The following is an 11,925-nucleotide window of genomic DNA, read 5'->3' as shown; positions in this document are numbered from 1 at the left end:
GCTGAGGTCAGGGTGCGAGGCGGATGGCCAGTTGGCGTGCCAGTACGGCGGCGGCCTCGTCCCAGGTGGTGTGGACGCCGATTGTAGAAAGGTCGACGGTCGGCAGCCCTGTGTAGCCGCAAGGGTTGATACGCGAGAAGGGTTCGAGGTCCATGTCCACGTTGAGCGCCACCCCGTGGTACGTGCAATGGCGGGTGACCTTGATGCCCAATGCCGCGATCTTGCCCAGGCCCGTGAAATCGGGGCCGATGGGGATCGCGTTCGGATCGGCTTTCTGCGGGCGTTGGGCCAGCAGCGCATGGCTGCCCGGATCGGCCAGCCGCACGTAGATGCCCGGAGCGCCCGCCACGCGGTGCCCCGTGACGCCGAAATGCGCCAGCGTGCGGATCGCGGCCTCTTCCACCCGGTAGACGTATTCCTTCACGTAGTAGCCCGCGCGGCGCAGGTCGACGAGCGGGTAGGCGACCACCTGGCCGGGGCCATGGAACGTGACCTGCCCGCCCCGGTTGGTGGCGACCACGGGGATCGCACCCGGGGACAGCAGGTGGTCCGCCTTGCCGGCGAGCCCCTGCGTGAAATGGGGCGCGTGCTCGCACACCCAGAGCGCGTCGGGGGTGTCCCCGGTCCGCAGCTCGGTGAACTCCTGCATGGCCTGCACGGTGTCCCGGTAATCCACGCGGCCCAACATCTGCACCTGCATGGCGGCTTTCGCGTCAGAGCACGATCTTGACCATCGGGTGCGAAGACAGCGCGCGGTAGAGGTCGTCCAGTTGCTCCCGGCTGGTCGCCGTCACGGTGAGGGTCACGCCCAGATAGTTGCCCTCGCGGCTGTCGCGCAGCTCGATGGTGGAAGCGTCGAAATCCGGATCGAAGCGGCGCGCCACTTCCGTGAGCGCGTGGACGAAGCCATCGGCCTTGCGGCCCATGACCTTGATCGGAAAGCGGGAGGGGTATTCGATGAGCGAATCCTGCGGCGAATGGCCGCCGGCTCCGATCACGGGAGGGACTGGGGGCTGGGTCATGCGGTGAATTGTCGATGATGCCGTGGAGCGACTGCGCACCATGGTGGCGCGCTGTTCGTCGTTCCTTTCACCAGCGCAGCGCACCGGCGCGCACCGCTTTCGCACATGCGTGTCGGGGCATTGCGGGATGCAACGGGTTTTTACTTATAATCAGCGGCTTTGTAAGAAGTTTCAGGCCGTAAACCGGCGTTGCCGAACAATGAAAACAGACGCTCCGGATACAGGAACTGAGGCCGAAGATCCTGGCTTCAAGCCCCTTTCTGCCGATGAGGCGCGGGACTGGCGGATGCGCCATCCCAGGGTGTCCGTCTGGCGCATCGTGGCCTTCCAGGCAGTCGTCGGGCTCCTTGCGGCAGTGGTGGCCTGGGGGGTGTCCGGCAAGTCCTCGATCGCGTGGTCCACGGGATACGGTGCGTTGGCGGTGGTCCTCCCCGCGGCGCTCTTCGCCCGGGGTGTGGCGCGCGACAGGGCTTCGGCAGGGGCCGCGCTGGCGGGCCTCTTCGGGTGGGAACTGGTCAAGATTGCTTTGACCGTCGCCATGCTGGCGGCGGCGCCCCGGCTGGTGCCGGGATTGAGCTGGCTCGCTTTGCTTGCCGGCATGGTGGTGACGATGAAAACGTACTGGATCGCACTCATGGTGCGGCCCGGTGTCCGCAAACCGATTGATTGAGAGAAGAGTTGTCCGATGGCCGCAGAAGCGCACGCACCGACTGCCAGTGAATACATCGTTCACCACTTGCAGCATCTCCAGAACATCAAGCAGAAGTCCATCGTCGATTTCACCGTGGTCAACATTGACTCGGTGGTCGTCGGTTTGGTTCTCGGTTTTCTGGCCCTTTTCGTTTTCTGGCTCGCTGCGCGCAAGGCCACCCCGGGCGTTCCGGGTCGGTTCCAGGCGGCCGTCGAGATCCTCGTCGAGATGGTGGACAACCAGGCCAAGGCCAACATCCACAACGCCGAGAGCCGCAAGTTCATCGCGCCCCTGGCCCTCACCGTGTTCGTGTGGATCTTCCTCATGAACGCGATGGACATGCTGCCCGTCGACCTGCTGCCCGCCATCTGGGCCCAGATCTACGGCGCCGCCGGCCATGATCCGCACCACGCCTATCTGCGCGTCGTGCCCACGGCCGACCTCTCCACCACGCTGGGCCTGTCGACGGCCGTGCTGATCCTCTGCTTCTACTACAGCGTCAAGATCAAGGGCGTGGGCGGCTGGGCGCATGAGCTGGTCACCGCGCCGTTCGGCACGAGCAAGAATCCCGTCTTCGCCCTCATCCTGGGCGTGATCAATCTGCTGATGCAGATCATCGAATACGTTGCCAAGACCGTGTCGCATGGCATGCGGCTTTTCGGCAACATGTACGCTGGTGAGTTGGTGTTCATGCTGATCGCCCTGATGGGCGGCGCGGCAGCCATGTCGCTTTCCGGTGTGTTGCTCCCCGTGGGGCACATCATTGCAGGCTCGATCTGGGCGATCTTCCACATTCTGGTGATCACCCTGCAAGCCTTCATTTTCATGATGCTGGCGCTGATCTATCTCGGCCAGGCGCATGAAGCTCACTGAGCTTTCCCTTTCTTTCCCTTCCAACCTTTCTTTCTTTTCATCCTAGGAGTCATCATGGAAAACATTCTCGGTCTCGTCGCTCTGGCTTGTGGTCTGATCGTGGGTCTGGGCGCTATCGGCGCATCGATCGGTATCGCTCTGATGGGTGGCAAGTACCTCGAAGCTTCTGCCCGCCAGCCCGAGCTGATCAACGAACTGCAAACCAAGATGTTCATCTTGGCCGGTCTGATCGACGCTGCATTCCTGATCGGCGTTGCCATCGCCCTGCTGTTCGCATTCGCCAACCCCTTCGTCCTGGCCTGATTCCCGACCAACGCCCAACTAGAAAGGTGTTGCCGTGAGTATCAACGCGACCCTGTTCGTTCAGGCCATCGTCTTCCTGATCCTGGTGCTGTTCACGATGAAGTTCGTGTGGCCCCCGATCGCGAAAGCGCTGGATGAGCGAGCCCAGAAAATCGCCGAAGGCCTCGCTGCTGCCGATCGCGCCAAGTCCGAACTCACCGCTGTGAATCAGCGCGTCGAGAAGGAACTGGCGCAGACGCGCAACGAGACGGCATCGCGTCTTGCGGACGCCGAACGCCGTGCCCAGGCCATCATCGAAGAAGCCAAGGCCCGTGCCAACGACGAAGGCGCCAAGATCGTCGCCGCCGCCCGTGCCGAAGCCGAGCAGCAGACCGTGCAGGCCCGCGAGGCCCTGCGCGAGCAGGTGGCCGCGCTGGCCGTCAAGGGCGCCGAGCAGATCCTCCGCAAGGAGGTCAATGCCGGCATCCACGCCGATCTGTTGAACCGCCTCAAGACCGAGCTGTAAGTAAGGGACGCAACCATGGCTGAACTCGCCACCATTGCCCGCCCTTACGCGGAAGCCCTGTTCAAGGCCAGCACAGCCCAGTCGGGCGCTGACCTGGGCAGCACCGTCGCCTGGGTGGACGAGTTGGCGGCGATTGCTGCCGACCCGCAGATCCGGCAACTGGCCGACAACCCGAAGGTCGCGTCCGGACAGCTGTTCGACGTGATCGCCGGCGTGGTCCGCTCGCCGCTCTCCGATGCGGCCCGCAACTTCCTGCGCGTGCTCATCGACAACGGTCGCCTGGCCGCGCTGCCCGAAGTGGCTGCGCAGTTCCGCGCCCTCGTCAACCGCCAGAGCGGATCGTCCGATGCGGTCGTCCACAGCGCCTTCGCGCTCGACGGCGCCGCACTGGCAGACCTCGGTGGCGTGCTGGAGAAGCGTTTCGGCCGCAAGCTGAACCTCTCCGTGCAACTGGACGAATCGCTGATCGGCGGCGTCCGCGTGGTCGTGGGCGACGAGGTGCTGGACACCTCGGTCAAGGCCCGTCTGGAACAAATGAAAGCGGCCCTCGTCGCGTAAGCGCCCGAGGTTTCGGCTAACCCAAGAAAGAAGGAAAGAGTCATGCAACTCAATCCCGCAGAAATTTCTGAACTGATCAAGAGCCGCATCGAAGGTCTGGCAGCCAGCAGCGACATCCGCAATCAGGGCACCGTGGTGTCCGTGACCGACGGTATCGTGCGCGTCCATGGCCTGTCCGAGGTGATGCAGGGCGAAATGCTCGAGTTCCCCGCCTCCAAGGACGGTCAACCCTCCTTCGGCCTGGCCCTGAACCTCGAGCGCGACTCCGTCGGCGCCGTGATTCTGGGCGAGTACGAGCACATCTCCGAAGGCGACACCGTGAAGTGCACGGGCCGCATCCTGGAAGTGCCCGTCGGCCCCGAACTGATCGGCCGCGTGGTGAACGCACTGGGCCAGCCCATCGACGGCAAGGGCCCCATCAATGCCAAGCTGACCGACGTGATCGAAAAGGTCGCGCCTGGCGTGATCGCCCGCGAATCCGTGGGCCAGCCGCTGCAGACCGGCCTGAAGTCCATCGACTCCATGGTGCCCGTGGGCCGTGGCCAGCGCGAGCTGATCATCGGCGACCGCCAGACCGGCAAGACGGCCGTCGCCATCGACGCGATCATCAACCAGAAGGGCCAGGGCGTGACGTGCATCTACGTCGCCATCGGCCAGAAGGCGTCGTCGATCAAGAACGTGGTGCGTGCCCTGGAGCAGGCCGGCGCGATGGAATACACCATCGTCGTGGCGGCCTCGGCGTCCGAATCCGCTGCCATGCAGTACGTGTCGGCCTACTCGGGCTGCACGATGGGCGAGTACTTCCGCGACCGCGGCGAAGACGCGCTGATCGTCTATGACGATCTGTCCAAGCAGGCCGTGGCCTACCGCCAGGTCTCGCTGCTGCTGCGCCGCCCGCCAGGCCGCGAAGCCTTCCCCGGCGACGTGTTCTATCTCCACAGCCGCCTGCTGGAGCGCGCAGCCCGCGTGAATGCCGACTACGTCGAAGCCTTCACCAAGGGTGAGGTCAAGGGCAAGACAGGTTCGCTCACGGCCCTGCCCGTGATCGAAACGCAGGCCGGCGACGTGTCCGCCTTCGTTCCGACCAACGTGATCTCGATCACGGACGGCCAGATCTTCCTGGAAACCAGCCTGTTCAACGCCGGTGTCCGCCCCGCCATCAACGCCGGTATCTCGGTGTCCCGCGTGGGTGGTGCAGCGCAGACCAAGCTGATCAAGAACCTGTCCGGCGGTATCCGTACCGACCTCGCACAGTACCGTGAGCTGGCCGCCTTCGCGCAGTTCGCCTCGGACCTGGACGAGGCCACCCGCAAGCAGCTCGACCGCGGTGCCCGCGTGACCGAGCTGCTCAAGCAGCCGCAGTACAGCCCCCAGCCCATCAGCCTGATGGGTGCCACGCTGTTCGCGGTGAACAAGGGCTTCCTGGACGACGTGGACGTGAAGAAGGTCCTGGCGTTCGAGTCCGGCCTGCACCAGTTCCTGAAGACCAGCCATGGCGCGCTGCTGTCCAAGCTGGAACAGAGCAAGGCCCTGGACAAGGACGCGGAAGCGGAACTGACCGCTGCCATCGGCGCGTTCAAGAAGTCCTTCGCCTGACCGGACGGGAAGCGAAAGACATGAGCGCAGCGCAGAACCGCCGCCAGCCCGCTCGCGGCCCCTTCGGGGGTTGCGCAGCCGTGGCGGTGGCCAACGTGGAGGTCTAGGCATGGCAGCAGGCAAGGAAATTCGCGGCAAGATCAAATCGGTGGAAAACACCAAGAAGATCACCAAGGCCATGGAAATGGTGGCCGCGTCCAAGATGCGCAAGGCGCAGGACCGCATGCGCGCCGCACGGCCGTACAGCGAGAAGATCCGCAACATCGCGGCGAATCTCGGCCACGCCAACCCGGAATACGTCCACCCCTTCATGAAGACGAACGACGCCAAGGCGGCCGGCTTCATCGTGGTGACGACGGACAAGGGACTGTGCGGTGGCATGAACACCAACGTGCTGCGCGCCGTGACGGCCAAGCTGCGCGAACTGCAGTCGCAGGGTGTGTCCACGCAGGCCGTGGCGATCGGCAACAAGGGCCTGGGGTTCCTGAACCGCGTGGGCGCCAAGGTGGTCTCGCACGTGACGGGCCTCGGCGACACGCCGCACCTCGACAAGCTGATCGGCCCCGCCAAGGTGCTGCTCGACGCCTACGCTGAAGGCAAGATCAACGCGGTGTACCTGAGCTACACCAAGTTCATCAACACCATGAAGCAGGAATCGGTCGTGGAGCAGCTCCTGCCGCTCTCGTCCGAGAAGATGCAGGCCGAGAAGACGGAGCATGGCTGGGACTACATCTACGAGCCCGATGCCCAGAGCGTCATCGACGACCTGCTGGTTCGCTATGTCGAGTCGCTGATCTACCAGGCCGTGGCCGAGAACATGGCGTCCGAGCAATCGGCGCGCATGGTGGCCATGAAGGCCGCCACGGACAACGCGGGCAACGTCATCGGCGAACTCAAGCTGGTCTACAACAAGACGCGCCAGGCCGCGATCACGAAAGAACTTTCGGAGATCGTCGCGGGTGCCGCGGCAGTTTAAATTTTTGGAGCAAATGCAATGGCTCAAGAGAACACCCAAGTGAACGCTGGCGTTCAGGGCAAGATCGTTCAATGTATCGGCGCCGTGGTGGACGTCGAGTTCCCACGCGACCGCATGCCCAAGGTGTATGACGCACTCAAGCTCGAGGGCTCGCCCCTGACGCTGGAAGTGCAGCAGCAGCTCGGCGACGGCGTGGTGCGCACCATCGCGCTGGGCACGTCCGACGGCCTGCGTCGCGGCCTCATGGTGACCAACACCGGCAACCCGATCACCGTGCCCGTGGGCAAGGCGACGCTGGGCCGCATCATGGACGTGCTGGGCAGCCCCATCGACGAACGCGGTCCCGTGGACCAAGCCCTGACGGCCGCGATCCACCGCAAGGCCCCCGCTTACGACGAACTGTCGCCTTCGCAGGAACTGCTCGAAACCGGCATCAAGGTGATCGACCTGGTCTGCCCGTTCGCCAAGGGCGGCAAGGTGGGTCTGTTCGGTGGCGCCGGTGTGGGCAAGACCGTGAACATGATGGAGTTGATCAACAACATCGCCAAGGCGCACTCGGGCCTGTCCGTGTTCGCCGGCGTGGGCGAGCGGACCCGCGAAGGGAACGACTTCTACCACGAGATGGCCGATTCCGGCGTCGTGAACCTGGAGAACCTGGGCGAGTCCAAGGTGGCCATGGTCTACGGCCAGATGAACGAGCCCCCGGGCAACCGTCTGCGTGTGGCCCTCACCGGCCTGACCATCGCCGAGTCGTTCCGCGACGAAGGCCGCGACGTGCTGTTCTTCGTGGACAACATCTACCGCTACACGCTGGCCGGCACCGAAGTGTCCGCGCTGCTGGGCCGCATGCCTTCCGCCGTGGGCTACCAGCCGACGCTGGCCGAGGAAATGGGCCGCCTGCAGGAGCGCATCACGTCGACCAAGGTCGGCTCGATCACGTCGATCCAGGCCGTGTACGTGCCTGCGGATGACTTGACCGACCCATCGCCCGCAACGACCTTCGCCCACCTGGACTCCACCGTGGTGCTGTCGCGTGACATCGCTGCGCTGGGTATCTACCCCGCCGTCGATCCGCTCGACTCCACGAGCCGCCAGCTCGACCCACAAGTCGTGGGCGAAGAGCACTACAGCGTGGCCCGCGGTGTGCAGGGCACGCTGCAGCGCTACAAGGAACTGCGCGACATCATCGCGATTCTGGGCATGGACGAACTGGCTCCCGAGGACAAGCTCCTCGTGTCCCGTGCGCGGAAGATCCAGCGTTTCCTGTCGCAGCCTTTCCACGTGGCCGAAGTGTTCACCGGCTCGCCCGGCAAGTACGTGCCGCTGTCCGAGACGATCCGCGGCTTCAAGATGATCGTGGCCGGCGAATGCGATCACCTGCCCGAGCAGGCGTTCTATATGGTCGGGACCATCGACGAAGCCTTCGAAAAGGCCAAGAAGGTCGCGTAAAGCGGCGTAATCGACCGCCTCGCGTCGTTGGCGTGCTCAATGTGCTCGATGCACATTTCCGCGCGCCGCCTAGCGATGCGGCCGATTCCTTGCTTTCCCCCGACTTTTGGAAGGAAAACCCATGAACACCATCCACGTCGATGTGGTCAGCGCCGAAGAGTCCATCTTCTCGGGTGAAGCGCGTTTCATCGCGCTGCCCGGCGAGGCCGGCGAGCTCGGCATCTATCCGCGCCACACGCCGCTGATCACGCGCATCAAGCCGGGGTCGGTGCGCATCGAGACGGCCGATGGCGGCGAAGAGTTCGTCTTCGTGGCCGGCGGCATCCTCGAAGTGCAGCCCGGCCGCGTGACCGTGCTGTCCGACACCGCCATCCGCGGCAAGGACCTGGACGACGAGAAGGCCGCTGCCGCCCGTGCCGCTGCCGAGGAAGCGCTCAAGAACGCCAAGAGCGATGTCGATTTCGCCAAGGCGCAGTCCGAGCTGGCCGTGATGGCCGCCCAGATCGCCGCCCTGCGCCGGTTCCGCCAGAAGCGCTGACGCAGCCGGGTCGACCGGCCCGCTGCCGCCGCCGCCATCGCGCGGCTGGAGCGCGATGCCGCCACGACACCCCCCTTCCAAGCCGCCTCCGGGCGGCTTTTTCTTTGCCCGTTGCTTTCTTGTTGCGCCGCAGCACTTTGCGCCCTGCGGAAACCGGCCCTCCGGGTAGGCGTGCTCCCACAGCCGCATGCGGCGCGCCCGACGGCGGGCGGAGAAGGGGGGGCGATAGCATTCCGCATGCAAGCGCACACCAGGGCTTTCTTCCTTCTACGCACGGCGCATTGGGCGACGGGGTCAGCAGGGCGGCAGGTTGGCGCTGCCCACCATTGCCCGGAAAGGCGGGTCCGCCATGCCGCCGTCCGATGACCTCGTGATCGCACGGCCCGAAGGCCTGTACTGTCCGCCCGGCGATTTCTACATCGACCCGTGGCGGCCCGTGGAACGCGCGGTCATCACCCACGGGCATTCCGACCATGCCCGGATGGGCCACGGGCACTACCTTGCGCACATCGACAGCGAAGGCATCCTGCGCACCCGGCTCGGGGCCGACATCACCCTGCAGACACTGCCTTACGGCCAGGCCATCGAGCACCACGGCGTGCGCATCTCGCTGCATCCGGCGGGCCACGTGCTCGGCTCGGCCCAGGTGCGGCTGGAGCACGGGGGCCGCGTCTGGGTGGCCTCGGGCGACTACAAGACCGACGCCGATGGCACCTGTCCGCCGTTCGAGCCGGTGCGCTGCGATACCTTCATCACCGAATCGACCTTCGGGCTGCCCATCTACCGCTGGCCCACGCAGGACGCACTGTTTGGGGAGATCGATGCCTGGTGGCGCGCGAACGCGGCCGAGGGCCGCCCTTCGGTGATGCTCTGCTACGCCTTCGGCAAGGCGCAGCGCATCCTGCATGGCGTGGATGCATCGATCGGGCCCATCGTGGTCCACGGCGCGGTGGAACCCCTGAACCGGGTCTACCGCGCGGCCGGCGTGGCACTCCCGCCCACGCTGCGGGTGACCGATCCGGGGGTGGACCCCAAGCAGCTGCAGACCGCGCTCGTGGTGGCGCCGCCCTCGGCCCAGGGCACGCCCTGGATGCGCCGCTTCGCGCGGCACGCCGATGCCTTTGCGAGCGGCTGGATGCAACTGCGCGGCACGCGCCGGCGGCGCGGCGTGGACCGGGGCTTCGTGATGTCCGACCACGCGGACTGGCCGGGCCTGCAGAAGGCCATCGGCGCGACCGGCGCGGAGCGCGTCTTCGTCACGCACGGCAGCGTGGCGGTGCTGGTGCGCTGGCTCTGCGAGCAGGGGCTGGACGCGCAGTCCTTCCACACCGAATACGGCGACGAGGACGACGAGGCGCCCGGCACCGCAGCGGCAGTGGCGTCGTCCACGGGCGTGCCCGCCGGGGCGGACGCTGCGCCGGGCGCGGATGGCACCCCGCCCATCGCGGCGCCCGGCGGCGATGCCTCGCCGCTGGAGGAGGGCGCCGCTTCCCCGGCCGACGGAGGCCGCGCGCCGTGAAGGATTTCGCTGCCCTCTACCGCGCGCTGGATTCCAGCACCTCCAGCCTGGCCAAGCAGGCGGCGCTGCAGGCCTACCTGCGCGCCGCCGCGCCCGAGGATGCGGCCTGGGCGGTGTATTTCCTCGCGGGCGGCAAGCCGCGCCAGCTCGTGCCCACCAAGCTGCTGCGCCAGTTCGCGCGGGAGGCGGCCCGCCTGCCCGAGTGGCTGTTCGACGAGAGCTACGAGGCCGTGGGCGATCTGGCGGAAACCATCGCGCTGCTGCTGCCGATGCCCACCGACCGCCATGCGCTGGGCCTGGCCGAATGGGTCGGTGAGCATCTGCTGCCGCTGCGCGGCATGGCGCCCGAGGCGCTGGAGCCCGTGCTGCGCGCGCAATGGGCCCGGCTCGCCCCCGAGGAGCGGCTGGTGTATTTCAAGCTCATCACGGGCGCGTTCCGCGTGGGTGTCTCCAAGCTGCAGGTCACGCAGGCGCTCGCCGCCGTGAGCGGCGTCGATCCCAAGCGCGTGGCGCAGCGCCTCATGGGGTACACGCACATCGGCGCGCGGCCCGGAGCGGCCGACTACGAGCGCCTCGTGGCCCCGCAGCCGGACGGCGCGGACGGCGACGGCGCGCCGAGCGCCGAGACCAGCGGCCACCCGTACCCGTTCTTCCTCGCGCACCCGCTCTCGCTGCCCGTGGAGCAGTTCGACGCCACGCTGGGGCCCCCGGGCGGCTGGGTCGTCGAATGGAAATGGGACGGCATCCGCGCCCAGCTCGTGCGGCGCGCCGGCGCCACCTGGGTCTGGTCGCGCGGCGAAGAGCTGGTGAGCGACCGCTTTCCCGAACTGCAGCGCCTGGGCGACGAGGCCCTGCCCGATGGCACCGTGCTGGACGGCGAGATCGTCGTCTGGCAGCCCGCCGAGGGCGACACCCCCGCCCACGTGCGCCCCTTCGCCGATCTGCAAAAGCGCATCGGCCGCAAGACGCTCGGCCCCAAGCTGCTGCGCGAGCTGCCCGTGGTGCTGCTCGCCTACGACCTGCTCGAAGAGGGCGGCCGGGACCTGCGCGCGCTGCCCCAGCACGAGCGCCGCGCGCGCCTGGACGCGCTGCTCGCGCGCACCGCGCACCCCTCGCTCGTCGCGAGCCCCGTGCTGCACGGCACCGACTGGGCCGACCTGGCCGCCCAGCGCGCCCAGGCCCGCGCCCTGGGCGTGGAGGGGATGATGCTCAAGGCCCGCGGCGCGCAGTACGGCGTGGGCCGCACCAAGGACGTGGGCACGTGGTGGAAATGGAAGATCGACCCGCTCAGCATCGACGCCGTGCTCATCTACGCCCAGCGCGGCCACGGCCGGCGCGCGAGCCTCTACAGCGACTACACCTTCGCGGTGTGGGACGGCCCGCCCGGCACCGAGGGGCGCGCGCTCGTGCCGTTCGCCAAGGCGTACTCGGGGCTCACCGACGCCGAGATGGCACGCGTGGATGCGGTCATCCGGCGCACCACGGTGGAAACCTTCGGGCCGGTGCGCAGTGTGAAGCCGACGCTGGTATTCGAACTGGGGTTCGAGGGGATCGCGCGCAGCACGCGGCACAAGAGCGGGATCGCGGTGCGGTTTCCGCGGATGCTGCGGTGGCGGGAGGACAAGCCGGTGGAGGAGGCGGATTCGGTGGAGACATTGGCGGGGTTGTTGCCGAGGTCGGATCCTTGATGCTCTTTTTTGGCATGGCTTGCGGCATGGTGGGTTTGCTTCCCGGGGCCGGGATGTGCGCCCGGCGGCGCACCGACTTTCTTTTGCTTCGCCAAAAGAAAGTAGGCAAAGAAAAGGCGACCCTGCTGGCTGCGTCCCCCTTCGCCCGAGGGGCGAAGGGGGCAACCTGCGGTGCTCGGTCACGGGGCGCGGCTGCGAAACTCGCTA

The 11,925-nt window shown here is 66.8% G+C and carries 13 protein-coding genes; 11 read left to right on the top strand and 2 right to left on the bottom strand.

The window, feature by feature from the left end:
• Window positions 1-7 precede the first annotated feature (7 nt).
• Window positions 8-700, bottom strand: coding sequence for a lipoyl(octanoyl) transferase LipB (lipB, locus tag BM144_RS21635; protein ID WP_092957554.1), 693 nt, complete (start codon window positions 698-700; stop codon window positions 8-10).
• Window positions 701-713: 13 nt separating this feature from the next.
• The gene (locus BM144_RS21630; protein ID WP_092957551.1) at window positions 714-1,022 is read right to left on the bottom strand and encodes a YbeD family protein; all 309 of its coding nucleotides are present in this window, start codon (window positions 1,020-1,022) and stop codon (window positions 714-716) included.
• A gap of 199 nt (window positions 1,023-1,221) precedes the next feature.
• Here BM144_RS21630 and BM144_RS21625 point away from each other — a divergent pair, with 199 nt between their 5' ends.
• The 11 genes from BM144_RS21625 (at window position 1,222) to BM144_RS21575 (ending at window position 11,718) form a co-directional block, all read left to right on the top strand.
• Window positions 1,222-1,692: an ATP synthase subunit I gene (locus BM144_RS21625; protein WP_092957548.1), complete on the top strand. Its 471-nt coding sequence runs from the start codon at window positions 1,222-1,224 to the stop codon at window positions 1,690-1,692.
• A 15-nt stretch (window positions 1,693-1,707) separates the two neighbouring features.
• Window positions 1,708-2,586 (top strand): F0F1 ATP synthase subunit A, encoded by an 879-nt coding sequence (gene atpB, locus BM144_RS21620; RefSeq protein ID WP_092957545.1) that lies wholly within the window; start codon window positions 1,708-1,710, stop codon window positions 2,584-2,586.
• 54 nt (window positions 2,587-2,640) lie between these two features.
• Window positions 2,641-2,889 (top strand): F0F1 ATP synthase subunit C, encoded by a 249-nt coding sequence (gene atpE, locus BM144_RS21615; protein WP_011793551.1) that lies wholly within the window; start codon window positions 2,641-2,643, stop codon window positions 2,887-2,889.
• 34 nt (window positions 2,890-2,923) lie between these two features.
• Window positions 2,924-3,394 (top strand): F0F1 ATP synthase subunit B, encoded by a 471-nt coding sequence (locus BM144_RS21610; RefSeq protein ID WP_092957542.1) that lies wholly within the window; start codon window positions 2,924-2,926, stop codon window positions 3,392-3,394.
• 15 nt (window positions 3,395-3,409) lie between these two features.
• Window positions 3,410-3,952 (top strand): F0F1 ATP synthase subunit delta, encoded by a 543-nt coding sequence (locus tag BM144_RS21605; protein ID WP_092957539.1) that lies wholly within the window; start codon window positions 3,410-3,412, stop codon window positions 3,950-3,952.
• Window positions 3,953-3,994: 42 nt separating this feature from the next.
• Window positions 3,995-5,548, top strand: coding sequence for a F0F1 ATP synthase subunit alpha (gene atpA / locus BM144_RS21600; RefSeq protein ID WP_092957536.1), 1,554 nt, complete (start codon window positions 3,995-3,997; stop codon window positions 5,546-5,548).
• Window positions 5,549-5,657: 109 nt separating this feature from the next.
• The gene (gene atpG / locus BM144_RS21595) at window positions 5,658-6,524 is read left to right on the top strand and encodes a F0F1 ATP synthase subunit gamma (RefSeq protein ID WP_092957534.1); all 867 of its coding nucleotides are present in this window, start codon (window positions 5,658-5,660) and stop codon (window positions 6,522-6,524) included.
• Window positions 6,525-6,542: 18 nt separating this feature from the next.
• Window positions 6,543-7,973, top strand: a complete 1,431-nt coding sequence (gene atpD, locus BM144_RS21590) for a F0F1 ATP synthase subunit beta (protein WP_092957531.1) — start codon at window positions 6,543-6,545, stop codon at window positions 7,971-7,973.
• 121 nt (window positions 7,974-8,094) lie between these two features.
• A complete protein-coding gene (locus BM144_RS21585) occupies window positions 8,095-8,511 on the top strand; it encodes a F0F1 ATP synthase subunit epsilon (protein WP_092957528.1) in 417 nt (138 codons plus the stop codon).
• A 349-nt stretch (window positions 8,512-8,860) separates the two neighbouring features.
• Window positions 8,861-10,030 (top strand): ligase-associated DNA damage response exonuclease, encoded by a 1,170-nt coding sequence (locus tag BM144_RS21580; protein WP_092957526.1) that lies wholly within the window; start codon window positions 8,861-8,863, stop codon window positions 10,028-10,030.
• The gene (locus BM144_RS21575) at window positions 10,027-11,718 is read left to right on the top strand and encodes an ATP-dependent DNA ligase (protein ID WP_092957523.1); all 1,692 of its coding nucleotides are present in this window, start codon (window positions 10,027-10,029) and stop codon (window positions 11,716-11,718) included. Before BM144_RS21580 ends, BM144_RS21575 begins: the two co-directional genes overlap by 4 nt.
• Window positions 11,719-11,925: the final 207 nt, after the last annotated feature.

Source organism: Paracidovorax konjaci (assembly GCF_900112675.1).
GTDB lineage: Bacteria > Pseudomonadota > Gammaproteobacteria > Burkholderiales > Burkholderiaceae_C > Paracidovorax > Paracidovorax konjaci.
This window is presented reverse-complemented; position numbering and strand designations above follow the sequence as displayed.